Annotated in this window: 23 protein-coding genes and 1 other RNA gene; 18 read left to right on the top strand and 6 right to left on the bottom strand. The window is 72.4% G+C overall.

Features of this window, described 5'->3' with window-relative positions; translation table 11 throughout:
• Positions 1–27: 27 nt before the first annotated feature.
• Both AB0J55_RS05970 and AB0J55_RS05965 read left to right on the top strand, forming a co-directional pair.
• Positions 28–687: a L,D-transpeptidase gene (locus AB0J55_RS05970; protein ID WP_364243508.1), complete on the top strand. Its 660-nt coding sequence runs from the start codon at positions 28–30 to the stop codon at positions 685–687.
• Positions 688–798: 111 nt separating this feature from the next.
• Complete coding sequence (locus AB0J55_RS05965; protein WP_364243506.1) at positions 799–3630, top strand: PQQ-dependent sugar dehydrogenase; 2832 nt, start codon at positions 799–801, stop codon at positions 3628–3630.
• A 55-nt stretch (positions 3631–3685) separates the two neighbouring features.
• Here the strand turns inward: AB0J55_RS05965 and AB0J55_RS05960 are convergent, their stop codons facing one another.
• Positions 3686–5200, bottom strand: a complete 1515-nt coding sequence (locus AB0J55_RS05960) for a 3-hydroxyacyl-CoA dehydrogenase (RefSeq protein WP_364243503.1) — start codon at positions 5198–5200, stop codon at positions 3686–3688.
• A gap of 46 nt (positions 5201–5246) precedes the next feature.
• On the bottom strand, positions 5247–5921 hold the full coding sequence (locus tag AB0J55_RS05955; RefSeq protein WP_364243500.1) for a TetR/AcrR family transcriptional regulator: 675 nt from the start codon (positions 5919–5921) through the stop codon (positions 5247–5249).
• 125 nt (positions 5922–6046) lie between these two features.
• Between AB0J55_RS05955 and AB0J55_RS05950 the strand changes: the two genes are divergently transcribed.
• Positions 6047–6493 carry a nitroreductase family deazaflavin-dependent oxidoreductase gene (locus tag AB0J55_RS05950; protein WP_364243497.1) on the top strand — a complete coding sequence of 149 codons (447 nt, stop codon included), beginning with the start codon at positions 6047–6049 and terminating at the stop codon, positions 6491–6493.
• On the opposite strand, the gene AB0J55_RS05945 is transcribed toward AB0J55_RS05950, so the two are convergent.
• A complete protein-coding gene (locus AB0J55_RS05945; protein WP_364243495.1) occupies positions 6483–6680 on the bottom strand; it encodes a hypothetical protein in 198 nt (65 codons plus the stop codon). The genes AB0J55_RS05950 and AB0J55_RS05945 overlap by 11 nt on opposite strands.
• A 386-nt stretch (positions 6681–7066) precedes the next feature.
• On the opposite strand from AB0J55_RS05945, the gene AB0J55_RS05940 reads away from it, so the two are divergent.
• Positions 7067–8221 carry a histidine kinase gene (locus tag AB0J55_RS05940; RefSeq protein WP_364243492.1) on the top strand — a complete coding sequence of 385 codons (1155 nt, stop codon included), beginning with the start codon at positions 7067–7069 and terminating at the stop codon, positions 8219–8221.
• Positions 8218–8871: a response regulator transcription factor gene (locus tag AB0J55_RS05935; RefSeq protein WP_364243489.1), complete on the top strand. Its 654-nt coding sequence runs from the start codon at positions 8218–8220 to the stop codon at positions 8869–8871. The genes AB0J55_RS05940 and AB0J55_RS05935 overlap by 4 nt, the downstream gene beginning before the upstream one ends.
• A 312-nt stretch (positions 8872–9183) precedes the next feature.
• Here AB0J55_RS05935 and AB0J55_RS05930 read toward each other — a convergent pair whose 3' ends face one another.
• On the bottom strand, positions 9184–9795 hold the full coding sequence (locus AB0J55_RS05930; RefSeq protein ID WP_364243486.1) for a hypothetical protein: 612 nt from the start codon (positions 9793–9795) through the stop codon (positions 9184–9186).
• A gap of 168 nt (positions 9796–9963) precedes the next feature.
• On the opposite strand from AB0J55_RS05930, the gene AB0J55_RS05925 reads away from it, so the two are divergent.
• The 3 genes from AB0J55_RS05925 (at position 9964) to AB0J55_RS05915 (ending at position 14151) form a co-directional block, all read left to right on the top strand.
• Positions 9964–10713 (top strand): response regulator transcription factor, encoded by a 750-nt coding sequence (locus AB0J55_RS05925; RefSeq protein ID WP_033261680.1) that lies wholly within the window; start codon positions 9964–9966, stop codon positions 10711–10713.
• A complete protein-coding gene (locus tag AB0J55_RS05920; RefSeq protein ID WP_364243482.1) occupies positions 10691–12196 on the top strand; it encodes a HAMP domain-containing sensor histidine kinase in 1506 nt (501 codons plus the stop codon). Before AB0J55_RS05925 ends, AB0J55_RS05920 begins: the two co-directional genes overlap by 23 nt.
• A 71-nt stretch (positions 12197–12267) precedes the next feature.
• Complete coding sequence (locus AB0J55_RS05915) at positions 12268–14151, top strand: glycosyltransferase family 39 protein (protein WP_364243479.1); 1884 nt, start codon at positions 12268–12270, stop codon at positions 14149–14151.
• 54 nt (positions 14152–14205) lie between these two features.
• Here AB0J55_RS05915 and AB0J55_RS05910 read toward each other — a convergent pair whose 3' ends face one another.
• Complete coding sequence (locus AB0J55_RS05910; protein ID WP_364243476.1) at positions 14206–14460, bottom strand: hypothetical protein; 255 nt, start codon at positions 14458–14460, stop codon at positions 14206–14208.
• A 345-nt stretch (positions 14461–14805) separates the two neighbouring features.
• Here AB0J55_RS05910 and AB0J55_RS05905 point away from each other — a divergent pair, with 345 nt between their 5' ends.
• From AB0J55_RS05905 to ffs, 8 genes are all read left to right on the top strand, one after another.
• Entirely contained in the window at positions 14806–15819 is a 1014-nt protein-coding gene (locus tag AB0J55_RS05905) for an ABC transporter substrate-binding protein (protein ID WP_364243474.1), read from the top strand.
• On the top strand, positions 15816–16754 hold the full coding sequence (locus AB0J55_RS05900) for an ABC transporter permease (protein ID WP_364243471.1): 939 nt from the start codon (positions 15816–15818) through the stop codon (positions 16752–16754). The genes AB0J55_RS05905 and AB0J55_RS05900 overlap by 4 nt, the downstream gene beginning before the upstream one ends.
• Positions 16751–17539: an ABC transporter ATP-binding protein gene (locus AB0J55_RS05895; RefSeq protein ID WP_364243468.1), complete on the top strand. Its 789-nt coding sequence runs from the start codon at positions 16751–16753 to the stop codon at positions 17537–17539. Before AB0J55_RS05900 ends, AB0J55_RS05895 begins: the two co-directional genes overlap by 4 nt.
• 25 nt (positions 17540–17564) lie before the next feature.
• On the top strand, positions 17565–20357 hold the full coding sequence (locus tag AB0J55_RS05890) for a nitrate- and nitrite sensing domain-containing protein (protein ID WP_364243465.1): 2793 nt from the start codon (positions 17565–17567) through the stop codon (positions 20355–20357).
• Positions 20354–20788 (top strand): roadblock/LC7 domain-containing protein, encoded by a 435-nt coding sequence (locus AB0J55_RS05885; protein ID WP_003061341.1) that lies wholly within the window; start codon positions 20354–20356, stop codon positions 20786–20788. The genes AB0J55_RS05890 and AB0J55_RS05885 overlap by 4 nt, the downstream gene beginning before the upstream one ends.
• The gene (locus AB0J55_RS05880) at positions 20788–21135 is read left to right on the top strand and encodes a DUF742 domain-containing protein (protein WP_091319104.1); all 348 of its coding nucleotides are present in this window, start codon (positions 20788–20790) and stop codon (positions 21133–21135) included. The genes AB0J55_RS05885 and AB0J55_RS05880 overlap by 1 nt, the downstream gene beginning before the upstream one ends.
• Positions 21113–21712 carry an ATP/GTP-binding protein gene (locus AB0J55_RS05875; RefSeq protein WP_364243462.1) on the top strand — a complete coding sequence of 200 codons (600 nt, stop codon included), beginning with the start codon at positions 21113–21115 and terminating at the stop codon, positions 21710–21712. The genes AB0J55_RS05880 and AB0J55_RS05875 overlap by 23 nt, the downstream gene beginning before the upstream one ends.
• A 21-nt stretch (positions 21713–21733) precedes the next feature.
• Positions 21734–21828: signal recognition particle sRNA small type (ffs, locus tag AB0J55_RS05870), an RNA gene on the top strand.
• A 5-nt stretch (positions 21829–21833) separates the two neighbouring features.
• Here the strand turns inward: ffs and AB0J55_RS05865 are convergent.
• Positions 21834–22709 carry a fused MFS/spermidine synthase gene (locus AB0J55_RS05865; protein WP_364243459.1) on the bottom strand — a complete coding sequence of 292 codons (876 nt, stop codon included), beginning with the start codon at positions 22707–22709 and terminating at the stop codon, positions 21834–21836.
• Positions 22710–22765: 56 nt separating this feature from the next.
• Between AB0J55_RS05865 and AB0J55_RS05860 the strand changes: the two genes are divergently transcribed.
• On the top strand, positions 22766–24328 hold the full coding sequence (locus AB0J55_RS05860; RefSeq protein WP_364243456.1) for an ALF repeat-containing protein: 1563 nt from the start codon (positions 22766–22768) through the stop codon (positions 24326–24328).
• A gap of 43 nt (positions 24329–24371) precedes the next feature.
• Complete coding sequence (locus tag AB0J55_RS05855; RefSeq protein WP_364243453.1) at positions 24372–26714, top strand: DNA polymerase III subunit gamma and tau; 2343 nt, start codon at positions 24372–24374, stop codon at positions 26712–26714.
• Positions 26715–26994 lie beyond the last annotated feature (280 nt).

Here is a 26994-nt window from a genome sequence, read left to right as displayed (position 1 = left end):
GATCGAGACAGCTGGGGGTACCGGATCGTGAAGAGGCTTCTGGCGGGAGCGGCCGCGCTGGCCACCGCGTTCGTGCTGGCCGCCTGCTCCGGCGGGGGCACGGCACCGGCGGCGAACGTGGGCGGCGGGGCCGTCGCCGCGGGCACCGGCGGGGGGACACCGACCACTTCGAGCACCACCCCGGCGACGACGACCACGGCCGCGCCGACGACGGCCAGCACCCCGCCGTCCACCACGCCGAAGCCGACGCCGACGAGCACCTCGGCCAAGCCGAAGCCCAAGCCGGCGCCGAAGCCCAAGCCGGAGCCCGCGCCGGACCCGGGTGTCCCGTGCGCGGCGGCCGCCGCGGCCCCGGGCACCGCCGCGTGCGTCGACCTCTCGGCGCACAAGGCGTGGATCCTGCAGGGCGGCCAGGTCGTCTACGGCCCGGTGCCGATGCTGCCGGGCCGCAAGAGCAACCCGACGCCGACCGGCACGTTCCACGTGTACTCGAAGGAAAAGATGCACCTGTCGAAGGAATTCGACAACGCGGAAATGCCGAACTCGGTCTTCTTCTACCCGGGCGACGCTTTCCACCAGGGCAGCCTTTCGGTGTACTCGCACGGCTGCATCCACCTCTCGGCGGGCGCGTCGCTGAAGTTCTTCAACACGCTGCACATCGGTGACGTCGTGCAGGTCGTTCCGTAACGGCGTCCGAACGATCACGGACCGTAGGTCACGGTCGGGTAAAATCCACCCGCCGACTGCAACTGGCCCCCCTTCCCACGCGATAAGTGATCGCTTGGGAAGGGGGGCCAGATGGCCTTGCGAAAACTTCGCGCACTCCGCCACGCACTGGTGGCGGCGGTTCTGACGGGGGCTTTGCTGCCGGTCGTGTCCACGGGGGTGGCATCGGCGGCGACACTACTACCGGCGGGATTCGTCCTGCAGGACACCAACACCGGCCTGGGGAACGATCCGCTGACGGACTTCGCCTACCTGCCGGACAACTCCACGATCGTCATCGGCAAGAACGGCGACGTCCGATGGCTGCCGGTCGACGGTCCGGGACGGGCGCTCGCGACGCTCCCGGTCCGCACCAACGAGGACCTCGGCCTGGTCGGGCTCGCGATCGCGCCCGACTACGCCACATCGCACAACATCTACCTGACGCGCTCGATCAACGTCGGCAGCGGCTTCGTCATGCGGCTGGCGCGGTTCACGGTCACCGTGGACGCCGCGGGCGCGCCGTTGGGGCTGAGCGGCGAGCGGTCGCTGTTCGAGGTGCCGGGCATCTCCAACGTCCACGCCATCAACGGCGTCGTCGCGGCCGCGGACGGCACACTCTGGCTGTCGATCGGCGACAACGGCGACTTCCGGAAGGTCGACCCGGGTGCGCTGCGCGCCCAGGACATCAACAGCCCCAACGGCAAGATCCTGCACCTGACCGCCGACGGCAACGGCGTGCCGTCGAACCCGTACTACGACGGGACCAACCCGGGTTCGACCGCGAGCAAGGTGTTCGCGCGCGGCTTCCGCAACCCGTTCCGGTTCAGCATCGACGCGAACCTCGGCCTGCCGGTCGCCGGTGACGTCGGTTGGAGCACCTGGGAAGAGGTCGACGTCGTGCAGCGCGGCTCCAACCAGGGCTGGCCGTGCTGGGAAGGCAACGACCCGACGACCGGTTACAGCACGCTCGCGCAGTGCACCGGCGTGGCGAACCAGCCGCCGATCTACTCGTACCTGCACGGCAACGAAGCCATGCAGGGCAACAGCGTCACGGGCGGCATCGTCTACAACGGATCCAGCTACCCGGCGGCGTACCGCGGTTCGTACTTCTTCGGCGACTACGTGACGAACAAGATCTGGACCCTGCGGTACGACGAGCAGGGCAAGCTCGCGCAGGGGCCGGAGAACCCGCCGGTCTTCACGGGCATCGGCGGCCCGGTCAAGTTCGCCGCGGCGCCGAACGGCGACATCGTCTACGCCGACATCCTTTCCGGCAGCCTGCGGCGGCTGAGCTACCCGGGCGGCAACACCGCGCCGGTCGCCAAGGCCACGACGACGACCGACCCGGACACCCGCACGGTGTCGTTCGACGGCTCGTCCTCGGTCGACTACGACAACGACGCGCTGAAGTACGACTGGGACTTCGGCGACGGCAAGGTCCTGACCGACGCCGGCCCGAAGGTGACGCACCCGTACGCGGCCGGCACCGAGTCGTTCACCGCGAAGCTGACGGTCCGGGACCCGCTGGGGGCCACCGGTTCGGCCACCATCGCGGTCGCGCCCGGGAACCACACGCCGGAGCTCACCCTGACCACGCCACGGGACGACGCGACGTTCGCGGTGGACCAGCAGGTCGCGTTGAGCGCCAGCGCGACCGACGCCGAGGACGGCGCGCTGCCGGTCACCTGGACCACCGCGGTGCGGCACTGCCCGAGCGAGGCGACCTGCCACGCGCACCCGGGCGTCGGCGGCACCGGGGCAACCTTCGCGCAGCCGTTCACCGAACACCCGGACTCCCGGATGGAGTTCACCGCGACGGTGACCGACAGCGCGGGCGTCACCACGTCCCGGACCTACACCGCGATGCCGCGCCGGCACCGGATCACCCTGGTCGGCACGCAGCCCGCGGCGCTGAGCATCCCGGTGGAGGGCGGCGTCAACTCGGCCATGGTCACCGAAGGCGCGTCCTTCGACGTCGAAGCCGCGCCACTGGGCATCGACGGCGTCTCGAAGTTCACCGGCTGGCAGGGCGGACCGTCGGACACGACGTGGGTCGTCACCGTCGGCACGAGCGACATGACGCTGACGGCGAACTACGCGACCCCGATCGACCAGCGCTACGACGGCGACGCAGCGCTGCGGGCCAAACTCGGCCTGCCGACGGCGTTCGAAGTCACCGACGGCCCGGTCCACTACCGCGCCTACACGAACGGCCGGCTGTACTGGAGCCCCGTCGGGGGCACCGTGTACGTCACCGGCCCGGTGCTGGACAAGTACCTCGCCATCGGCGGCTCCAACGCGTTCGGCCCGCCGACGTCCGACACGCTGACGACGCCGGACGGAACGGCCCAGTACAACCACTTCGTCAACAACGGCAACGTGGGTTCGATCTACTACACGTCGGCGACCGGCGCGCACACGATCTACGGTGAGATCCGGAAGAAGTGGGCGGCAATGGACTTCGAGCGTGGTCTCGGCTACCCGACGACCGACGAGCTCGGCACGCCGGACGGGGTCGGCCGCTACAACCACTTCATCAAGGGCGGCAACGTCGGTTCGATCTACTACACGTCGGCGACCGGCGCGCACGCCATCTACGGTGAGATCCGGAAGAAGTGGGCGGCGCTCGACTTCGAGCGTGGTCTCGGTTACCCGTCCACCGACGAGCTCGGCACGCCGGACGGCCGCGGCCGCTACAACCACTTCAGCGTCGGCGGCTCGATCTACTACACGGTGGCGACCGGGGCGCACATGGTGAAGGGCGAGATCCGGAAGCGGTGGGCGGCCCTCGGGTGGGAGTACTCCTACCTGCACTACCCGCGGTCGGACGAGTACGTGACGAACGGGGTGTACCGCAGCGACTTCGAGGGCGGCTACATCACGTTCACCCTCGCCACCGGGGCGGTCGACCGCCCCTGGTGAGGCTGAATGACACGAACGCGGGCCGGTTCCCTTCGGGAGCCGGCCCGCGTTTCGTTCACAGGTCGGCCGGTGTGGTCCCCGCCGCCGTCAGGGGCAGGCCGAGGGCGACGCGCTCGGTGAGCCACGGGCTCGGCCGGTAGCGGGGATCGCCGGTGGCTGCGGCCAGGCCGCGCAGGATGCGCAGCACGACGTCGCCGCCGACGAGGTCGCCCCAGGCCAGCGGGCCGCGCGGGTAGCCGAGGCCGAGGCGGACCGCCGTGTCGATGTCGGCCGGGGTCGCCAGGTGCTGGCCCGCGATGAAGCACGCCGTGTTGACGATCGAGGCCAGCAGGCGCTGCGCGATCGGCGCCGGCCCGTCGCGGACGACCGTGACGGGGTGGCCGGTGGCGGCCAGCGCGCCCCAGGCGGCGCGGCCCGCCGCCGGGTCGAGTCCGGGGTGGACGGACATGGTCAGGCGGCGTTCGTAGCCGCCCAGCGGGTCCACGCCGGCGACGCGGTCGAGCGGCAGCCCGGCGCGGAGGGCGGCGTCCACTGTGGACTCGCCGTAGAGCGGGACGAGCAGGACCGCGTCGGGGTAGGCGTCCGACACCACCTGCACACCGGCGGCGGACAGCACCCGCGCGAGGTGCTCGTCCGCGGTGAACACCGGGCTCGACGGCTTCGGCGGGGCGGCCGGCTCGTCGGCGACCTGCTGCTTGCCGTCGGCGTAGGAGTAGAAACCCTCGCCGTTCTTGCGCCCGAACAACCCGGCGGCCACCCGCGGCCGGGTCAGCCACGACGGCCGCAGCCGCGGGTCGCCGTGGAAGCCGCTCCAGATGCTTTCGAGGACCGCGTGCGAGACGTCGAGGCCGGTGAGGTCGAGCAGCTCGAACGGCCCGAGCTTCAGGCCGAGCACGTCCCGGGCGACGCGGTCGACGTCGGCCGGCTCGGCCAGCGCCTCGGCGAGGATCTGCAGCGCCTCGGTGTTCAGGCCGCGGCCGGCGTGGTTGACCAGGAAGCCGGGCGCGTCCTTCGCCAGCACCGGCTCGTGGCCCCAGCTCTTGACCAGCTCGAGCGCCTGGCCGGGCAGCCAGTCGTGGGTGCGCGCACCCGGGACGACCTCGACCAGCCGCATCAGCGGCACCGGGTTGAAGAAGTGCAGGCCGACCAGCCGGCCCGGGTCGGCCAGCTCGGCGGCGATCTCGGTGACCGACAGCGAGCTCGTGTTGGTCGCGAAGATCGTCTCCTGTGGACAGACGCGCTCGAGGCCGGCGAAGAGCGCGCGTTTCGTCGCGAGGTCTTCCCGGACCGCTTCGACCACGAGGTCGACGCCGTCGGCCGGCGCGTCGGGTGCGTCCACCGGGACCAGCCGGTCCTTGACAGCCTGGGCGTCCTCGCTCAGCTTGCCCTTGGCGGCGAGCTTGTCGAGCATGCCGCCGACGTACTCGATCGCTTCGGCGACGGCCTCGCGCCGGACGTCGGCCAGCTCGACGGTCACTCCCGCGGTCGCGGCCAGCTGGACGATCCCGCGGCCCATCACCCCGGTGCCGATCACCCGGATCCTGCCGACCTTCCCGGCCCACCCCGTCACGTCGCGCCGCCTTCCGCCGTTGGACTTCCCGCCTCAGCGCCTCAGCCTAGAGGCCGACGAACTCCGCCATCCGCTTCGCCGAGTGGGCGAAGAACGCGTCGGCCGGGTCGACGCTGCCGACGTACTGGCCGAACAGGTCGAAACTGATCGCGCCGAACAGCTGGGTCCAGGCCATCAGCAGCCGGGACACGGTTTCGGGGCCGGCGAGGATCCCGAGGGCCTTGGTGAGCGTTTCGGCCTGGGCGCGCAGCTCGGGTGGGACCTCCCCGTCGATGTTCCGCAGCTCGGTGTGCGTGAGCGTCTTGACCAGGGCGAGTGCGACGCGGGACGCCGGTACGACGGTGTCCTGCGGGGCCGCGTAGCCGGGGATCGGGGAGCCGTAGATCAGCGCGTACTCGTGCGGGTGGGCGCGTGCCCAGTCGCGGGTGCCCTGCCAGATCGCCAGCCACCGCTCGCGGGGGGCCGCGCCGGTGCCCGGGTCCGCCTGCTCGGCCGCTTCGCCGATCGCGTTGTAGGCGTCGACGATCAGGTCGGTCAGCAGCCGGTCGCGGCTCGGGAAGTACCGGTAGATCGCGGACGACACGAGGCCCAGCTCCCGGGCCACCGCGCGCAGCGACAGCCCGTGGGCACCGACGTCGGCGAGCTGGCGGCGGGCCTCGTCCTTGATCTCCTGGGTCAGTTCGGCGCGGGCACGTTCGCGTGCGGAGCGGGTGGCGGTCATGTGATCAGTGTGCCACGACCGGAGCACTGCGCACAAAAGAGAGCAGTGCTCTTGACAAGGTGCAGTGCTCCCGTGTTCACTGCTCTTAACCGAGAGCACTGCTCTCCCAAACTTCGGAGGACCCCGTGAACGACACCCGCTACATCAAGCCCGGCAAGTCCACCAACGTCTTCAACGAGGTGGTCGCGAAGCTGACCAACCTGGGCGTGAGCGTCTGGGGCAGCCGGGTGCTGACGGTGGTCGGCCGCAAGAGCGGCGAGCCGCGCTCGGTCCCGGTGAACCTGCTGACCGTCGACGGCGTCCGCTACCTGGTCGCCCCGCGTGGTGAGACGCAGTGGGTGCGCAACCTGCGCGCGGCGGGCCAGGGCACGCTGCGCGTCGGGCGCCGCATCGAGACGTTCACCTTCCGCGAGCTGGCCGACGACGAGAAGCCGGCCATCCTCCGCGCGTACCTCAAGCGCTGGAAGTTCGAGGTCGGCGTGTTCTTCGACGGCGTCGACGCGAAGGCCTCGGACGAGAAGCTGCGCGAAGTCGCGCCGGGCTACCCGATCTTCGAAATCTTCACGAAGTAGGTTTCCGCCGGGTCAGGTTCGCCGCCACCAGCACCACGCCGACCAGGAACGCGACGAGCCCGATGAGGAACCAGAGCTTCTGCCCGGTCATGAAGCTCCCGGTGAGGACCCCGACGCCCTGCAGCACCCAAACGGCGCCGACGAGCACGAGCACGACCCCGACCGCGAGGGTGATCCACCGCCTCATCGGCCCAGCTTAAGCGGACGGCCCGGCCGGCACGTCCCTTTCGCGCCGCGGGTTGGGGCAAGGGTGAGTCCTCCTCACCGGCCCAGTCAGGCGGGCGGCCCGGCTGGCACGTTGCCTTCGCGCCCGCCGGTTAGGGCGCAAGGGGTGCCCCTTCCTCATCGGCCCAGCTAGGGCGGTCCGGCCGGCACGTTGCCTTCGCGCCCGCGGGTTGGGGCACAGGGGTGAGTCCTGCGGCATCGGCCCAGTCAGGCGCGCGGCTCGGCCGGCACGTTGCCTTCGCGCCGCTGGTCGAGGCACAGGGGTGAGTCCTGCGGCATCGGCCCAGCCAGGCGGGCGGCTCAGCCGGCATGTCGCCTTCGCCCCGCTGCTTAGGGCACAGTTGCGGTGTGCCGGACATCAGAGGGTCGCTGCGGCGGCAGTCCTTGCTGGTCGCCCTCGTCTGCGTGGTCTGCGACGCCGCCCTCTTCCTCCTCCGCGGTCCCCTCCCCGACGGCGGGTGGGCGGCCTGGGTGGTGCTGCTCGGCGGGGTGGCCGCCAACGCCGCGCTCGCCGGGGCCGCGCGCTACTCCGGGTGGGTCGCGCTCGCGCACGCCGTGCTCTACGCCGCGTCGCCGGTGCTGCTGTGCACCTGCCAGTGGTACGTCGTCGGCAACAATGCCGGGATCCTCATCGCCGGTTACCGTGCCGGTGCCTGGCTGCGGCCGCGGCCCGCGGTGCTCGCGCTCGGTGCCCTGCTCGCCGGCGTCACCGCCGGTTGCCTCGAAGGCGGCGGGCGCGTCGCGGGCGACTGGCGGCTGATCGGCATCAACGTCGGCGTCTCCGCGCTCCTGCCGTGGCTGGTCGGCCGGTACACCACGGCCCGGCGCGCCTACATCGCCGACCTCGAACGCGAAGCCGACGAACGCCGTCAGCACGAAGAGGAGGCCGTGCGCCGGGCCGTCCTCGAAGAGCGGACGACGATCGCGCGCGACCTGCACGACGTCATCTCCCACCACGTCAGCGCCATCGGTGTGCACGCCGGTGCCGCCCGGCTCGGTCTGCCCGACGGTGCCGGGCCGGCGCGGAAGTCGCTCGGCGCGGTCGAGTCCGCGAGCCGCTCGGCGATGGCCGACCTGCGCCGGCTGCTCGACCTGCTGCACGCCGAACCCGACGCCGAACAGCCCGGGCTCGACAACCTCGACGAGCTCGCCGAGACGGTCCGCGCGGCCGGCCTGCCCACGCGGCTGACGCTGCTCGGCGAGTCCCGCGAGCTGCCGGGGTCCCTGAACGTCGCCCTCTACCGGATCGCGCAGGAAGCCCTGACCAACGCCCTGCGCCACGGCCAGGGCCCGGTCGAGGTGGAGCTGAACCACGGGCGCACCGAGGTCGTGCTGACGGTGACCAACGGCCTGCGCGCGAACCGCCCGGCCGGCGGCGAGCACCCGCACCGCGGGCTGGCCGGCATCCGGCGGCGCGTCACCCTGTTCGGCGGCCAGGTGTCCTACGGCGAGACCGGCGGCCACTGGCAGCTGCGCACGACCTTCCCGGTGGAGAGCACATGATCCGCGTCCTGCTGGCCGACGACCACGCGATGTTCCGCTCCGGGATGCGCGCGCTGCTCGACACCCAGCCCGACTTCACCTGCGTCGGCGAGGCGTCCGATGGCCGCGAAGCCGTCGCCGAAACCGCGCGCCTGCGCCCGGACGTCGCGGTCCTCGACGTCCGGATGCCCCGCCTCGACGGCCTCGCCGCGACCGAGGCGATCCTCTCCGCGCCGGGCAACGACACCCGCGTGCTGGTGCTGACGACGTACGACGCCGACGAGTACGTCTACCGCGCGCTGCGGGCGGGCGCGAGCGGCTTCCTGCTGAAGAGCCTGGCCCCGGAGGAGCTGGTGGCGGCCATGCGCGTGGCGGCCCGCGGCGACGCCTTGATCGACCCCTCGGTGACGCGGCGCCTGGTGGCGAAGTTCGCGGCGGTCCTCGAACCGGCGGCCGAGCCACCCGAGCTGGCCAGGTTGACCTCCCGCGAGCGCGAGGTCCTGCTGCTGCTCGCCGGCGCGTGCAGCAACGCGGAGATCGCGCGGAAGCTGCACGTCGGCGAGGAGACGGTGAAGACGCACGTGTCCCGGGTGCTGAGCAAGCTCGGCCTGCCCGACAGGGTGCACGCGGTGGTCTACGCGTACCGCCACAAACTGGTGCCGGACGGCTGACACCGGCCGAGAGGAACGCCCCGGTGCGGCGGGAGGGGGACGCGGCACCGGGACATTCCCGTCTGGGGACGGCACGTCGGGCGGGCTGGGTGCCCGCCGCGGCGCCGGCCCGGCTGACGCCGGCTTGGCCTCGGTTGGGGCGGGTTCAGCGCTTCGGACGGGCCGGTAGCCGCCGCGGCGCCGGCCCGGTCCCGGTTGGGCGGGGTATCAGCTCGTAGGGCGGTCGGGCATCCGGCCCGGCGCTGACCGGGGCCTTGCTTGGGCGGGCTGGGTGCCCGCCGCGGCGCCGGCCCGGCCCCGGTTGGGCGGGGCTCAGCTCGTCGGGCGGGCCGAATAGCCGCCCCGGCGCTGGCCCGGCTGGCGCTGGCCCGGCTCGAAGCCCTGGCCGAGCGAGGTTGCCGTCGCCGTCTGGCCCTCGACCTTCGCCACCACCGTCACGTTCGTGTCGCCCTGCTTCACGTCGCCCGACTTCTGGGTCGATGCGTCCAGCGTGTACGTCTGCTTGTAGCCGTCCTTGCTGGTCAGCGTCACCGAAGTCGCACTCAGCTCCGTCACGTCGCCTGTCTGGAGGCGCTCGGTCGTGTAGCCGCCGTTGCCGTTCGACACCACGAAATCGCCGTGCAGGGCTTCGCGCAACGCCGCCATTCCGCCGCCGAAGCCGCCTCCCGGCATTCCCTGGCCGCGGAACTGGCCGCCGCCCGGGCCGCCACCGGGGCCGCCGAAGCCGCCGGGGCCCTGGGCCGTGTTGTCGGCGCTGCTGGTGCCCGCCCAGATCGCCGCTCCGCCGCCCGCCGCGATCACCACCGCGATACCCGCCGCGATCGCCGTCTTCTTGCCGGACCAGCCCTTCTTCGGGGCGGCCGGGGCCGGGTCGCCCCAGTTGGCGCCCTGCGGCGGGGTGGTCGGCGTCGGCTCGGTCGTCATCGTGTCCTCCGGTCGTACCCACACTGGTCCCGACCAGGCTCGCCGCCGTGGCTGTGATTGAGCTGTGCGGGGCGTCAGCGGGTGCTGTGCCTCGATCGTGCGAACCTTCACAGCGAACGCACAGCGACCACACAGCGAACACCGACGCGGAGCCGGGAAGGTGGCACCATGACCGCTATGAACGCCACGTCACCCGGCCCCGGCAAGGCCGACCTGCGCCGCGCCGACGGGAGCCCGGTCCGGGTCCTCGTCGTCGACGACGAGGCGACGCTGGCCGAGCTCGTGTCGATGGCCCTGCGGATGGAGGGCTGGGAGGTGCGCAGCGCGGGCGACGGCACCGAGGCCGTCCGGATCGCGCGCGACTTCCGCCCCGACGCCGTCGTCCTCGACGTCATGCTCCCCGACTTCAGCGGTCTCGAAGTGCTGCGCCGGATGCGGTCCGAGGCGCCGAACCTGCCCGTCCTGTTCCTGACGGCGAAGGACGCGGTCGAGGACCGCATCGCCGGGCTCACCGCCGGCGGCGACGACTACGTCACCAAGCCGTTCAGCCTCGAAGAGGTCGCGCTGCGCCTGCGCGCGCTGCTGCGCCGGGCGGGCGGGGTCACCGGCGCGAGCGGGTCGACGCTCGTCGTCGGCGACCTCACCCTGGACGAGGACAGCCGCGAGGTGCACCGCGGCGGGGACTTGGTGCCGCTCACCGCGACCGAGTTCGAGCTGCTGCGCTACCTCATGCGCAACCCGAAGCGGGTGCTGTCGAAGGCCCAGATCCTGGACCGCGTGTGGAGCTACGACTTCGGCGGCCAGGCCAACATCGTCGAGCTCTACATCTCCTACCTGCGCAAGAAGATCGACGCCGACCGCGAGCCGATGATCCACACCATGCGGGGCGCCGGGTATGTCCTCAAACCCGCAGGCTGAACCGAAGCGCGTTCGCCGTCCGTGGTCGCTGCGGCGACGGCTGATCGTCCAGCTCGCCGCGCTGCTCGCCCTCGTGTGCCTGGTCGTCGGCGTGGTCACCGAGTTCGCGCTGAGCGAGTTCCTCGTCGGCCAGCAGGACAAGCGGCTGGCCGCGGCCAGCGACCGCGCCGCGCACGCCGGGGAACGGCCGCCGCCGTGGACCTACGGCGAAGCGCCGCCGCCGGATCCGCTGCGCGTGCTCGGCCAGGGCGAGGGCACCCTCGCCGTCGTCCAGCGCGGCGTGGTCGCCCAGGGCAGCGTGCTCGACTCCACCGCCGCCGCGCCGTCGAAGCGCAAGACGGGGTTCCGCAACATCTCGCCGGACCAGGTGCTGGCGCTGATCGCACTGCCGTCCGACGGGAAGCAGCACAGCATCGACCTCGGCGGCAGCCTCGGCGAGTACCGCGTCGTTTCGACGAAGGCCCCGAACGGGGACAAGACGGTCATCGGGCTGCCGCTGAAGGACGTCAACGAGACGCTGTGGCAGCTCGGGTTCATCCTCGGCGGGGTCGCGCTCGCCGGGATCCTGGTGGCGGGCGCGGTCGGCGCGGCGACGATCCGCCGCACCATGCGGCCCCTCGACCGGCTGGCGGCGACCGCGACCCGCGTCTCGGAGCTGCCGCTGGACCGCGGCGAAGTCGCGCTGTCCGAACGCGTCCCGGAGGCCGACACCGACCCGAACACCGAGGTCGGCAAGGTCGGCTCGGCGCTGAACCGGATGCTGCAGCACGTCGCGAACGCGCTGTCCGCGCGGCACGCGAGCGAAAACCGGGTCCGCCAGTTCGTCGCGGACGCCAGCCACGAACTCCGCACGCCGCTGGCGGCGATCCGCGGGTACGCGGAGCTGACCCGCCGCGGCGGCGAGCAGGTGCCCCCGGACGTCGCCTTCGCGATGAGCCGCGTCGAGTCCGAGTCCCGCCGGATGACGACGCTGGTGGAGGACCTCCTGCTGCTGGCGCGGCTCGACTCCGGCCGGCCGGTGGTGCACGAGTGGGTGGACCTGTGTCGCCTGGTGGCCGACGCGGTCGCGGACGCGCACGTGGCGGGCCCGGACCACAAGTGGCTGATGGACGTCCCCGGCGAGCCGATCGGCGTCCTCGGCGACGCGGGCCAGCTGCACCAGGTGGTGATCAACGTGCTGGCCAACGCGCGCACGCACACCCCGCCGGGCACCACGGTGACGACCACACTGTCCACTTCGGACGGAATCGTCCGGCTCCGGGTGGCCGACGACGGCCCCGGCATCCCGCCGGAAATCCTCCCGGACATCTTCGAGCGCTTCGCCCGCGGAGACAATTCGCGGTCACGGGCGGCGGGCAGCACCGGGCTGGGGCTGGCCATCGTGGCGGCGGTGGTGAGCGCGCACGGCGGCCGGGTCGGGGTGCAGAGCCGGCCGGGCCGGACCGAGTTCGAAATCGGCTTCCCGGCGGCCCCGGCTCCCTAACGCCCCGATGCACAGCTGACGCACAGCTTCGCCACAAGTTCACCACATCCCGCGCCGACACGGTGAACGCCATGACGACCACGCTGCCGGCGCCCGGACACGCCCAGCCCCAGCCCGCCGCGCCGCCGAAACCGCGATGGGTCAAGCCTTCCGTCGCCGCGCTGCTGGCCGGCACCGGCCTGCTCTACCTGTGGGACCTGGCGAAGACGGGCTGGGCCAACGACTTCTACGCGATGGCCGTGCAGGCCGGCACGTGGAGCTGGAAGGCGCTGTTCTTCGGCTCGCTCGATCCGGGCAACGTCGTCACCGTCGACAAACCGCCCTTCTCGCTGTGGGTGATGGGGTTGTCCGGCCGGCTCTTCGGCTTCTCCAGCTGGAGCCTGCTGGTGCCGGACGCGCTCGCCGGCGTCGCCTCCGTCGGGCTGCTCTACCTCGCCGTGCGGCGGCTGTCCGGGCCGGGCGCCGGGCTGCTCGCCGGGGCCGCGCTCGCGCTGACGCCGGTCGCCGCGCTCATGTTCCGCTACGACAACCCCGACGCCTTCCTGGTGCTGCTGCTCGTCGCCGGCGCCTACTGCGTCGTGCGGGCCCTCGACCACGCGAGCACGAAGTGGCTGCTGCTCGCCGGGGTCGCGATCGGGTTCGGCTTCCTCGACAAGATGCTGCAGGCCTTCCTCGTGCTGCCGGCGTTCGTCTTGGTCTACGGCGTCGCGGCGCCGACCTCGCTCGGCCGGCGGATCGGGCAGCTGGCCGCCGCGGCCGGTGCGGTGGTCGTCTCCGCCGGCTGGTGGATCGCCGCCGTCGCGCTGTGGCCCGTCGCGGACCGGCCCTACATCAGCGGTTCGACCGACAACACCGTGCTGGAACTCGCCTTCGGCTACAACGGGCTCGGCCGGATCTTCGGCGAAGGCCGCGGCGGGGGAGGCGGCGGACGGGCGTTCACGCCGCCCGCCGGGATGGAGCTGCCCGCCGGTGGCCGGGGCTTCGGCGGCGGCTTCGGCGGGGAGACCGGCCTGACGCGGTTGTTCTCCGGGGAGTTCGGCGGCGAAGCGTCGTGGCTGCTGCCCGCCGCGGTGCTCGGCCTGGCCGCCGGCCTGTGGTTCACCCGGCGCGCGCCCCGCACCGACCGGACCCGGGCGGCGCTGCTGCTGTGGGGCGGCTGGCTGGTCGTCACCGCGCTGGTGTTCAGCTACATGAGCGGCATCATCCACCCGTACTACACCGTCGCGCTGGCCCCCGGAATCGCGGCCACGCTCGGGATTTCCGCGTGGGAGCTCTGGCGCGGCCGGGCGAACTTCGTGGCGCGCGCGGTGCTCGCCGTCATGCTCGCGATGTCCGCGGTCTGGGGGTTCGTGCTCCTCGCCCGGACGCCGGACTGGCAGCCGTGGCTGCGCTACACGCTCCTGGTGGCCGGCGCCGCCGCCGTCGCGGGGCTGCTCTTCGGCGCCGACCGGTTCCGGCGGCTCGGCCCGGCCGTGGCCGTGCTCGGCCTCTGCGGTGCCCTGCTCGGGACGGGGTCCTTCACGCTCGCCACGGCGGCGGCCGCGCATTCCGGCGGCACACCGTCGTCCGGACCGGCTGTCGCGAGTGGACGGGGCCAGCGCGGTTTCGGCGCGGGGCAGGCCGACAGCGCGGTGATCGACCTGCTGAAGCAGACCACGACGAAGTGGGCCGCGGCGCAGAGCGGCGCGATGCAGTCGGCCGGCCTGGCGCTGGCGAGCGGCCGCCCGGTGCTCGCGATCGGCGGGTTCAGCGGCAGCGACCCGGCGCCGACGCTCGCGCAGTTCCGGCAGTACGTCGCCGACGGCGACATCCACTACTACGTCGCCGGCGGCCGGGGCGGCTTCGGCGGCGGCCGCGGGACCTCCGGGGAAATCGAGGCGTGGGTGGAGCAGAACTTCGCGCCGGTGACCGTCGGCGGCACGACGGTTTACGATCTGACAAATTCGATCGATTGACAGAAATTCGGCCGGGGCGAGCGAATTGTTTCGGGTGTGTAAACAGTCCGGGAATCATTCGGCGCACCAGGGGGCTGTGCGGTAACGGCGGATACGGACAGGTGTTCGAATTCGACCGTGGCGGCAGGCGAATTCCGAACGACCGTTCGGCTTCGCCGGGTCGCTGTCGGTGATGATCTCGGCACTCCCCGCTGCCTCGGTAACGACCAGGCGCGATCTTCCAGGGCGCTGCACGCGAACCGGTTGCGGCGGAACGGAAATCTTGGCCGGGCGGCCGACAGAAACATGATCGAAGTTGATCTTGAACAACAGTGATCATGCAGGTTACGCCGGTTGGCGGTCACTCGTTCGGCTGCAATGGACGGACGTTGTGGGGATCTTGTGTCACTCGCTAGAGTCTCGCCCGGGAGAGGGACAGGGGTGGCTGATCCGGTGCGTTGAGGGCTGGATTTCACTGGGCGTCAGGTGCTTCCTGTCCGCGTTCTCTCGCGATGACCCGATCAGGTGCGGCCGGAAGTGAGCAGCGATGACCGTGCGCGGTGGCGCAGCTCGACCCGTTGACCCTTCCCGTCGTCACCGCCCGTGGCCCTGAGCACCGCAATTCCCCCTTTTGGTACGGCACCACTCCACTTCCCCCGCCATCTGGAGTTCGTTGTGATTTCCCGTTCCCGCCCCCGTCTGCTGACGGTGCTCCTGACCTTGCTGACCCTCGCCGGGGTCACCGCGCTCTCGGGCTGCAGCGACAGCTCCGCCTCGGGCAGCGGCAGCAAGATCACCCTCGGGTTCAGCGCCTGGCCGGGCTGGTTCCCCTGGCAGGTGGCGCAGGAACAGGGCCTGTTCACGAAGAACGGCGTGAACGTCGACCTGAAGTACTTCGACAACTACACCGACAGCATCAACGCCCTCTCCAGCGGCGCCATCGACGCCAACAGCCAGACCCTCAACGACACGCTGTCGTCGGTTTCCGGCGGCGCCAAGCTGTCGATCGTGCTGGTGAACGACAACTCCACCGGCAACGACAAGATCATCGCGCGGGACGGGATCACCAGCATCGCCGACCTCAAGGGCAAGAAGGTCGCCGTCGAGCAGGGCGCGGTCGACCACTACCTGCTGCTGCTCGCGCTGCAGTCGGCGAAACTGACCGAAAAGGACATCCAGCTCGTCAACCTCCCGACCGACGCCGCGGCGGCCGCCTTCGCCGGCGGCCAGGTCGACGCGGTCGCCGCGTTCGCGCCGTTCACCTCCAAGGCCCTCGAGCGCCCCGGCAGCCGCGCGATCTCGTCGTCGGCGGAGTTCCCCGGTGCCATCCCGGACCACCTCGTCACGTCGCAGAAGCTGGTCAAGGACCACCCGAAGGACGTGCAGGCGCTCGTCAACACCTGGTTCGAGACGCTGGCCTGGATCAAGGCCAACAAGGACGCGGCCGTCAAGATCATGGCCAAGCGCGGTGGCGTCTCCGACGCGGACTACAAGTCCTACGACGCCGGCACCACGATCTTCACGCGGCAGCAGAACATCGACGCGTTCACCCCGGGCGTCACCGCGCAGCACCTCGACTTCCAGGCGAACAAGATCATCGACTTCATCACCGGCACCGGTCTCGCCCAGCAGCGGCCTTCGCTCGACGGGCTGTTCGACGACCAGTTCGTGAAGGCCGCGCCACAGTGACCGGTCCGACCCAGCGCACCACCCCGGCCTCGGCGGCCGACGAACGCGCCGCCGAGGCACTGGAGGCCGAGCAGCGGCTCGCCGAAGAGCACGAGGCCGGCCGGGGCCGCCCGGCGTGGGGACCGCTGCCGCGGCGGTCCGCGCCGAAGGCCGCGTCACCGCTGCTTTCCTTGCGCACGCCCATTTCCGTGTCGGCCCGCTGGACGCTGGCGGTGCTGTCGTTCGCGATCCCGCTCCTCGCGTGGGTCGTGCTGAGCTTCAGCGGCGCAGTCGACTCGACCTTCCTGCCGTCCCCGGCGGCCGTGCTCAAGGCCGGGCTGGACATGGCGGGCACCGGCGAGCTGTTCGACGACCTCTGGGCGACGACCCAGCGCGTGCTCGAAGGGTTCGGCCTCGCCGTGCTGGTCTCCGTGCCGCTCGGCATCCTGATGGGCACCTTCACCGCCGGGCAGGCGTTCTTCGAGCCGCTGATCGGCCTGCTGCGCTACCTGCCGGCGAGCGCGTTCATCCCGCTGCTGATCATCTGGCTCGGCATCGGCGAGCCGTCGAAGGTCGCCATGCTCTTCATGGGGACGGTCTTCTTCAACACGCTGATGACCGCCGACGTCGTCCGCGGCGTGCCCAGCTCGCTCATCGACGTCTCCTACACCCTCGGCGCGCGCCGAGGCGAGGTGCTGCGCAAGATCGTCGTGCCGCACTCGCTGCCGGGGATGATCGACGCGATCCGGGTCAACGCCGCCGCGGCGTGGAACTTCGTGGTCGTCGCCGAGCTGATCAACGCGTCGGCGGGCCTGGGCTACCGGATCGCCCGGGCGCAGCGGTTCCTGCAGACGGACAGGATCTTCGCGGTGCTCGTGGTCATCGGGGTCGCCGGGCTGGTCATCGACGTCCTGCTGAGCAAGCTGCGCACGCGGGTCGGGAAGTGGGCGGCATGACGCTGGAACTGCGGAACGTCGCGAAGGACTACACCGTCCGCGGCAAGGTCACCCGCGCGCTCGACGGCGTCGACCTCGAGGTGCGGCGCGGCGAGTTCGTCTGCGTCGTCGGCGCGAGCGGCTCGGGCAAGTCGACGCTGCTGTCGCTGGTCGCCGGGCTCAGCCGGCCGACCGAAGGCGAGATCGTGCTCGACGGCGTCCCGGTGACCGGGCCCGGCCCGGACCGCGGGCTGGTCTTCCAGGCCGGCGCGCTCTACCCGTGGCGCAGCGTCGAGAAGAACGTCGCGTTCGGACTCGAGCTGCTCGCGATCGACCCGGCCGAGCGCGCCGAGCGGGTGAACTGGTACCTCGCCGAGACCGGGCTCGACGGCGTGCGCAAGTCGCTGCCGAAGCAGCTCTCCGGCGGCCAGAAGCAGCGCGTCGCGATCGCCCGGGCCCTGGCGTGCGAGCCGGAAGTTCTGCTGCTGGACGAACCCTTCGGCGCGCTGGACGTCCAGACCAAAGAGGACATGCAGGTGCTCATCCGCCAGGTGTGGGCCGACACCGGCACCACGGTGCTGATGGTCACCCACGACGTCGAGGAAGCGGTCTTCCTCGGCGGCCGGGTGGTGGTGCTCGCCTCCGACCCGGGCCGGATCGCCGCGGACGTCGAGGTGGCGCTGCCGGCCGAACGCGACCTGGCGGTGAAGCGCGAACCGGATTTCCTCGCGCTGCGCGCCCGGATCGAGGACTTGGTCCGGGAGCAGCACCGGGGCCACGTCAGCCGGGTGGCCGCGGTCGAGTGAGAACGCAAGACGGGAAGGTGGCGGGATGAGGCACGGCAGGTCGACCGCGAAACCGGCGGGCGGTGGGGGTTTTCTCGCCCGGCTCGGCATTCGCGGCAAACTGAACCTGCTGCTCCTGCCCCCGCTGGTCGCGGTGGTGCTGGTGTCGGTGCCGTTCGTGCTGACGCAGGCGAACAGCGCCGGGGCGGCCGACCAGTCGGCGACCGTGGCGCGGTACACGCAGCAGCTCGGCGGGCTGGTCTGGCAGCTGCAGCGGGAACGGCTGCAGACCGGCGCCTTCGTCGCCACGCCGTCGATGCCGGCCGACCAGATGCTCCAGCAGCGGAAGACGGTCGACGCGGCGGTCGAGCAGGTGCGGTCGTCCCTCGGGCCCGAGGCGCCGGACGAGCTGTCCGCGGCGCTCACCCGGATCGGCTCGCTGGCCGAGCTGCGGCAGAACGCCGAACGCCGTGGCGTCGCGCTCGACAGCGTCGCGCGCACCTACCACGCGGTGATCGGCGCGGTGATCGACTCGCTGCGGCTGGTCCCGCAGCTGACCGACGACGCGGAGGGCACCAGGGAGCTGTCCGCGCTGGAGGCACTGCTGCGCGCCAACGAGGAAAATTCGTTGCGCGGCATGGCGTTGATCGTGACCGCGGTGTCGCCGGAAGCGGGCCGGCCGATCCTGGACGACGCGACCCAGCAGGCGCCGATCTTCACCGACCGGTTCGTGCAGCAGGCCGACGACGAGACCGACAGCGAGCAGGCGGCCCTGGTCGTCAACGTCGAGGCGAGCGAAGCCGGCCGCCGGATCGAGGAGCTCGCCGGCGTGGTCGGCAACCCGCGCAACGCGGCGGCCACCACGCAGTACGTCGCCGACGTCCTGGCGGCGTCGGAAAGCCAGGCGAGCCAGCGGAAACTGGTGCAGGAGCGGGTGATCGGCGAGATCGCCGACTCGGCGAACGGCCGCGCCGCGGACGCGACCCGGCTGGCCTGGACCGTCGGCCTCGGTGCCGGCGGGCTGTTCCTGCTGGTCGCCTTCCTCGCCGTCGCGGTGTCCCGCTCGATCGCCGGGCCGCTGCGCCAGCTGACCACCGCGGCGACGTCGGTCGCCGACCTCGCCGGCACCGAGCTCGTCCGCGTGACCGACACCGAGGAAGCCGAGGAGCAGATCCCGCGGCTGGCCACCATCGACGTCGTCTCCGGCGACGAGCTGGGCAAGCTGGCCGCCGCGTTCAACCGCGTCCAGACCACCGCGGCCGAGCTGGTCGAACGCCAGGCGCTGACCCGGCGCAACACGAGCCTGATGTTCGCGAACGTCGCGAAGCGCACGCAGAACCTCGTCGGCCGCCAGCTGGCCCTGATCGACGAGGTCGAGCGCAACGAGCAGGACACCCGGCTGCTGGCCAGCCTCTACCGGCTCGACCACCTCTCCACCCGCCTGCGCCGGAACGCGGACAACCTGCTCGTCGTGTCCGGCACCCGCGACGAAACCCGGATCGCCGGCCCGATCGAGCTGTCCACGGCCCTGCGCTCGGCGCTCGCCGAGATCGAGGACTACCAGCGCGTCAAGCTCGGCGTCGTCGCGGAAATCCTGCTGTCGTCGGCCCTCGGTGCCGACCTGGTGCTGGTGTTCGCCGAGCTGCTGGAGAACGCGACGTCGTTCTCGCCGCCGGGCTCGATGGTCGAGGTCGACACGATGCTGCTCGCCGACGGCGCCTGCCTGGTGAGCATCGTCGACCACGGCATCGGCATGACCGCGGACAAGCTGGCCGAGGAGAACCAGCGGCTCGTCGAACGCGAACGCCTGGAGCTCGCGCCGACCAGCGTGCTCGGCCTGTTCGTGGTCGGCCGCCTGGCGCGGCGCCACGAACTGGGTGTCGAGCTGCTCGCGACGCCGACCACCGGCGGCGTGACCGCGCGGCTGACCATCCCGCCCGCGCTGTTCACCCACCGCAACGCGTTGCGGCCCAAGGCCGAGCCGGCGCCGGTGATCCCGGCCCAGGCCGCGGCACCGGTCTCGTCGCCACCGCGGCACGCGGCACCGGCCAGTCTGTCCGATTTGGACGCCATCCGGCCGCCCGCGCCCGAACCGGTCCGCGCGCGGCCGGCCGAGCTGCCGGCGCCGGCCATCCCGGCGCTGCTCGGCCCCGGCAACGGCTTCCGCTGGTTCCGCGAGCTGGAACCGGTGTGGCCGGACGCCGAACCCGACGTCAAGCCGGCCGAAGAACCGGAACCGGCGGCCTCCGAAACCCGCGGCGGCCTGCGCCGCCGGGTCCGCGGTGCCCAGCTGCCCAGCCCGGGCACGTCGACCCCGGTGGCCGACGACAAGCCGCGCCACGACCCCGAAGCCACCAAGGCCGCGATGGACGGCTTCGAGAGCGCTTTCGCGAAGGCCGCCGAGGTCAGCGCGATGGCGGCCGAACCACCGTCCGCGCCGCCCACTCTCGTCACCGCGCCCGTGCCGCCGCCGGCGCCCGTGCCGTCGCCGGACGACGGTTCGGGGCTGCCGGTGCGCGTCCCGGGGAAGTCGGCGATGCCCGCCGTCCGCACGGTCGCCACCGCGCCGATCGCCGCGGCGCCCCCGCAGTCGAGGGACGGCCTGATCCGCCGCGTCCCCGGCGCCCAGCTCGCCCCCGGCCTGCGGCAGCAGCCCGCGGGGCGGCCGATCGCCCGAGCCGTCGCCAACCGCACCCGGCGGGACCCGGCGGCCGAGCGGGCGGCATTCGACAGTTTCGCCGCCGGCCTGGCCAAGGCGGACGTCGTGACGGCAGACAGCCCGCCCCAAGGCGTGGTCGCCGGTCGTGTGATGGAACGAGGAGAAGAGAGCAGGAAATGAGCATCCCCGCACCTGGTGTCAGTGTCGAAGCCCAGAACTTCAACTGGCTGGTGAGCCGCTTCGCGCAGCACACCGCGGGCGCGATAGCCGCCATCGCGGTCTCGGCCGACGGCCTGCTGATCGCCATGTCGACGGAGCTCGAGCGCTCCAACGCCGACCGGCTCGCCGCGATCTCCTCCGCCATGCTCGGCCTCGCCCACGGCGTGTCCGAAAGCCACCCGCTCGGCTCGCCGGACAAGGTGATCATCGAGCTCGAGCACGGCTACCTGCTCGTGTGCACGATCAGCATCGGCTGCTCGCTGGGCGTGCTGGCCAACAAGCAGGCCAGTCTCGGGACGATCGCCTACGAAATGGCGATGTTCGCCAACCGCGCCACCGAAGTGCTCACGCCGGGCCTGATCGAGGAGCTCAAGAACACCGTGGGGTCGTGATGACCGAAGAGCCTTCGCTGCTGCGGCCGTACCTGATGACCTCGGGACGGGCACAGCCGGTCGACCAGAGCCTGGAGATCGAGGCGCAGGTCATGACGTCCCGCCTCGGCGCGGCGTCGCACCCGAAGCTCACGTTCGAACGCCAGGAAATCGTTTCCCTCTGCCGGAACACGATGTCCGTCGCCGAGGTGGCCGCGATGCTCGGGCTGCACATCGGCGTGGCCCGGGTGCTGGTGGCCGACCTCGCCGAACTCGGCTACGTCGTCGTCCGCCGCCCGGGCAACCACAACTCGCACGACCTCGGCATGATCGAAAGGGTCATTCGTGGACTCGAAGCCATTCACTGAACCGGGTACCCGCCCGCCGGCCCCGGTCAAGATCGTCATCGCGGGCGGCTTCGGCGTCGGCAAGACGACGGCGGTGTCGTCGATTTCCGAGATCAAGCCCCTGACGACCGAGGCGGCGATCACCTCGGTCGCGGCCTCGGTGGACAGCACGGGCCACGTCCCGGCCAAGACCACCACGACGGTGGCCCTGGACTTCGGCTGCATCACGATCGACGAAGAGGTCAAGCTGTACCTGTTCGGCACACCGGGCCAGGACCGCTTCGGCTTCATGTGGCAGGACCTGGTCCACGGCGCGCTCGGTGCGCTGGTGATCGTGGACACCCGCCGCATGGACGACTGCTACCCGGCGGTCGATTACTTCGAGAACGCCGGGTTGCCGTTCGTGGTGGCGGTGAACATGTTCGACGGGTCGCTGGGCCACAACCTGGAGGACGTCCGGTGGGCCCTCGCGGTGAGCGAGGACGTCCCACTGATCACGTTCGACGCGCGGAAGAAGCTTTCGGTGCGGGATGCGCTGCTCGCGGTGCTGCACAACACGTTCAAGCGGGCGCGGGCCCAGGCTGGTGCAGGGGCCTGAACGGACTTCGCTACACTGATCCACGGACCCCGCGCGGCGTCCACCCTGTGAACCTCCCCAGGGCCGGAAGGCAGCAAGGATAAGCAGGCTCTGACGGGTGCGCGGGGTCCCCTTTTTGCCCTCAGAACAGGCCCAGCACGTCGTCCGGCGGGCTCGGGGGCCGTGGTGCGTCCTCGTCCGTGATCGGTGCGGCCTTTCCCGCCAGTTTCCGCAGCTCCGCGCCCCACACGCACCTCGCCGGGAATGCCGCCGAGGCCGTTCGCTGCGCTATCTCCGCGGTCGGCAGCTCCGTCGCCGATGCCGCCAGGACCAGGTTGCCGAAGCGGCGGCCGCGCAGCACCCCCGGGTCCGCCAGGAGCATGACCTCCGGGAACACCGCCAGCAGCGTCGCCAGGAAGCGGCGGGCGAACGGGAGGCCCGAGCCGTCCGTGATGTTCGCCAGGTAGAGGCCGCCGGCGCGGAGGATTTCCGCGATTGCGCGGGTCGCCTCCAGCGTGGCCAGGCTGCCGGCCAGCGTGGCCCGCTCGAACGCGTCGACCACCACCAGGTCCGCCGAAGCGGGGCGGCGGGTCGCCAGGCCCTCGCGGCCGTCCGTCACCCGGACGCGCAGCCCCGGGATCCGCAGGCCCAGCTGCGCGCGGACCAGCTCCACCAGCTCGCCGTCGGCGTCGAACACCAGCTGGCGCGAGCCCGGCCGCGACGCCGCGACGTACCGCGGCAGCGTGCACGCCGCGCCGCCGATGTGGAGCGCGTCCAGCGGGCCCGGCGGCAGGCGGTCCACCACGTCGCCGAACCGGCGGACGTAGTCGAACTCCAGGTGGGCCGGGTCGTCCAGATCGACGTACGACTGCGCGACGCCGTCCACCGAAACCAGCCAGGCGTTGCCGCGGTCCGCGTCCCGGATCAGTTCCGCCGTGCCGAAGCGCACCGGGTACCGCCCGGGCTGCGGATCGGCCTTCCGCGTACGGCTCACGAAATCCGAGGTTATCGGAAACATTCCGACCGTCCCGGCGATAAGGGAACGGAACGATCATCGATCGAGGGGGTTTCACCTTGCGTGCAAACGCAGTAATCATCGCCGCGGCGCTCGCGGCCGGGGTCTTCGCGACCCCGGCGGCCGCCGACGTGCTGCCCGACCGGGCGCAGGCCGTTTCGCTGCTGGAGACCGGGGGGCCCGGCGTGGCCCGGGCCGCCGAAGCGGCGTTGCTCGGCTCGCCCGCCGACCTCGCGGCCTTCCTTTCCACCGGCCGGCAGCAGGCGCAGAACGACGACGAGCGGGTCCTCGTCACCCAGGCCCTGTCCACCGGCGGCCCGGTCACCAAGCGCACCGCCCAGGAAGCGCTCAGCGGCACCCAGGACGACATCCGCGAGTACCTGGCCCACGGCCTGCCGCAGGCCCGGATCGCCGACGACCGGATCGCCGTCGGCCAGGCCATGAGCGCCGGCGGCCCGACCGTCAAGGCCCGGGCCCAGAAGGCGCTCGACGGCACCCCCGCCGACGTGCGCGCCTTCCTGGAGACCGGCCTGCAGCAGGCGAAGGACGTCGACGACCGCCTGACGGTCAACCAGGTCATGGCCGCCGGCGGCCCGGAGGTCAAGGCCGCCGCGCAGACCGCGCTCGACGGCACCCCGGCGGACGTCCGGTACTTCCTGTCGCTGTGGCGGCAGGTCGCCGCGAACTACGACACCGAAACGGCCGCGGTCCAGGAGCAGCTCGACGGGGCGAAGGCGGCCGCGGCCGCCCACCGTCCGCTGGTCGTGAAGCTCGCCGCGGAGAAGGCCGCGAAGATCGCCGCCGACGCGCGGCAGGCGAACACCGACCGGCTCGCCGCCCAGCGGGCCAAGAACCAGCAGGACGGCCAGGCGGCCGCGGGCGCCGAGGCGGCCGCGCAGCAGCAGGCCCGTGAGGCCGCGGCTCGCGCCGCGCAGGCCAAGGCGGACAACGACAAGCTGCTCACCGACGCGGCCGACCCGGCGCTCACCGTGCCGAACGGCCGCAAGGCGTCCGTCTACCTGCTGCGCAACGGCGGTGCCGCGGTCAAGAACGCCGCCCGTGCCGCGCTGAGCGGTTCGGACGACGACGTCGTCACGTTCGTGCGCAGCGGCCTCGCCGTCGCGCAGGAGTCCGACGACCGCGCCGCCGTCTCGGCGATCGCGGCGGACCCGAACGCCCGCCCCGGCCTGCGCCAGGCGGCCCGTGACGCGCTCGCCGGCCCGTACGCCGGCGTCGTCGCGCTGCTGCGCACCGGGGACTACCCGGGCCGCGACACCGACGACCGCGTCGAGGTCAACCAGATCATGGCGGCCGGTGGCCCGTCGACGAAGCCGGCGGCGCAGAAGGCGCTCGACGGGACCGTGGCGGACATCCGCGAGTTCCTGGCCCACGGTCAGTACGTCACGCACCTGATCGACCTGCGGGTGTACGCCACCCGGACGCTGGGCGAGGGTCCCGAGGTCGTCGCGGTCGCGCAGGGCGTCCTCGACGGGCCGGACTCGGGCCTGCAGGCGTACCTGGACGGCGAGCTGCTCAAGGCGCGGGCGCGTGACGCGTTCACGGCGGAGCACGTCACCAAGGTGAACGCTCTGGTCGCCGAAGCGGCGGCGCTGGTCTCCTGACCGCACGGCGAAGGTTGTCGGACCCTGGCGGTACTCTCGCGGCGTGGCTCTCGCGCTGTACCGCAAGTACCGTCCGGCAACCTTCGCCGAGGTCGTCGGGCAGGAGCATGTGACCGAACCCCTCCGCACGGCGCTGTCCGCCGGGCGGATCAACCACGCCTACCTCTTCTCGGGCCCGCGCGGTTGCGGCAAGACTTCGAGCGCGCGCATCATGGCGCGCTCGCTGAACTGCGCCAAGGGCCCGACGCCGGACCCGTGCGGCGAGTGCAACTCGTGTCGCGCGCTGGCGCCCGAGGGGCCCGGCAGCGTCGACGTCACGGAGCTCGACGCGGCGAGCCACGGTGGTGTCGACGACGCCCGCGAGCTGCGGGACAAGGCGTTCTACGCGCCGGCCGAGTCGCGCTACCGCGTGTTCATCATCGACGAGGCGCACATGGTCACCACGCAGGGCTTCAACGCCCTGCTGAAGATCGTGGAAGAGCCGCCCGAGCACGTCATCTTCATCTTCGCGACGACCGAGCCGGACAAGGTGCTCACCACCATCCGCTCGCGCACGCACCACTACCCGTTCCGGCTGATCCCGCCGGGCTCGATGCGCAACCTGCTGGAGCGCAACATCGCGGCCGAGGGCGTCGAGGTCGAGCCGGCGGTGTACCCGCTGGTCATCCGCGCCGGCGGCGGGTCGGCACGGGACACGCAGTCGGTGCTCGACCAGCTGCTCGCCGGCGCCGGGCCGGAAGGCGTCTCGTATTCGCGGGCGGTCGCGCTGCTGGGCGTCACCGACGTCGCGCTGATCGACGACATGGTCGACGCCCTCTCGACCGAGGACGCGGCGACGGTGTTCGGCACGGTGGAGAAGCTCACCGAGGCGGGCCACGACCCGCGCCGCTTCGCGACCGACCTGCTCGACCGGCTGCGCGACCTGGTGCTGCTGCGCGCGGTGCCGGAGTCCGCGGGCGGGCTGGTGTCCGCGCCGGAGGAGGAGCTGTCGCGGATGGTCTCGCAGGCCGAGCGGATTGGCCTGGCCACGCTGTCCCGCTACGCCGACATCGTCCACAATGGACTCCTGGAGATGCGGGGCGCGACATCGCCCCGGCTCGTGCTCGAGCTGCTGTGCGCGCGGATGCTGCTGCCGTCGGTCACCGAGGCGGAAAAGGCGCTGCTGGCGCGGATCGAGCGGCTCGAGCGCCGCGCGACCCTCGCCGGCGGAGGTGGCGCTCCCGCGGAGGGCGGCGTCGAGCCGCCGGTGCGTGCGGCGCCGGAACGCGAGTTTTCGAGGCCGTCGCAGCGCCCGGCATCGGCGGGCCCGGCCCCGGTGCCCGAGCCGGTGAAGCCACCGGGCCGCCCGGCCGCCGCCGAACCGGCCCCGGCCGACGGCGGCTGGGGCACTCCGCGCACCCCCGGCGTACCGGCTTCGACGGGTGCCGAGGGTGGCGCCCCTGGGACCCCTACCGCCCGCCCGGGTGCGGACGGTGGCACCGCCGCCACTCGCCCGGGTGACGGCGCCCCAGGGACCCTTGCCGCCCGCCCGGGTGCGGACATCACCGCCACTCGCCCGGGTGACGGCGCCCCGGCCGCGGCATCGACGGGCGCGGCGGGTGGCACCCCCGCGACCCGCTCGGGTGGCGGCGTGCCCGCTCCGGCCGCGGCTTCGCCGGGTGCGGGCAGCGGCGCTCCTCCGCCCCCGGCCGCGGCTCAGCCCGGTGACGGTGGCTGGGGCGCTGTCCGCACGCCCGGTGGCGGCACGCCCGCTCCGGCCGCCGCGGCTGCCGAGCCGGAAGCCCCGGTCGGGGCGGCGGCGGGCGGGATGGACGCCGCCGCGATCCGGAACGTGTGGCCGCAGCTGATGACCGCGTTGCGGAAGTTCACCGGCGGCCGCAGCCTGGAGGCGATGCTGACCCAGGCCACGGTGGCGAGCGTCGACGGCAACTCCCTGACCCTGACCCACAAGTCCGAGCCGCTGGCGCGCCGCCTGTCCGACCAGGACAACGCCCGCAAGATCGCCGGCGCCCTGACCGACGTCCTGGGCGGCGACTGGCAGGTCCGCTGCGTCCACGGCAACGCCCCGGCGGCACCGGCCGCCCGCCCGCAGGCGGCGGCCCCAGCGCCGGAGCGGTCGTTCACGCGCCAGTCGGCGACCGCGGCCCCCGCCGCGGCCCCGGCGGCCCGCCCGGCGACCCCGCCACCCCCGGCGCGGCCCAAGGTCACGACGACCGAGCCGGACATCCCGCTCCCCCCGGAACCCGCCGACGAGGACGACGAGGACCTCTACAACGAGGACGCCAGCCCGGCCCCCCCGCCGCCCCCACCCCCGCCGGACCAGGACCCGGACGAGGTGGCCCGCAAACTCCTCTCCGAGCACCTCGGCGCCCGCCCCCTCGACTGACCCCCGCCCCCGAGCGTCGCCTCCCACCCCCAACCAGCCGCCCCGCATACCCAGCCAGCCGCCCCACGTACCCCGACGGTCGCCCCACGTACCCAGAGAGTCGGCCCGCGCACCCAGCCAGTCGGCTCGCGTACCCCGACGGTCGGCTCGCGTACCCCGACGGTCGGTCCGCCTACCCACAGGGTCGGCTCGCGTACCCCGACGGTCGGTTCGCGTACCCAGAGAGTCGGCTCGCGTACCCAGACGGTCGGCTCACCGAGCCGGCCCCGGGCACGCGAGC

This window comes from Amycolatopsis sp. NPDC049688 (assembly GCF_040674975.1).
GTDB lineage: Bacteria > Actinomycetota > Actinomycetes > Mycobacteriales > Pseudonocardiaceae > Amycolatopsis.
The sequence above is the reverse complement of the archived record's forward strand: the minus strand, read 5'-3'. Positions and strand labels throughout refer to the sequence as shown.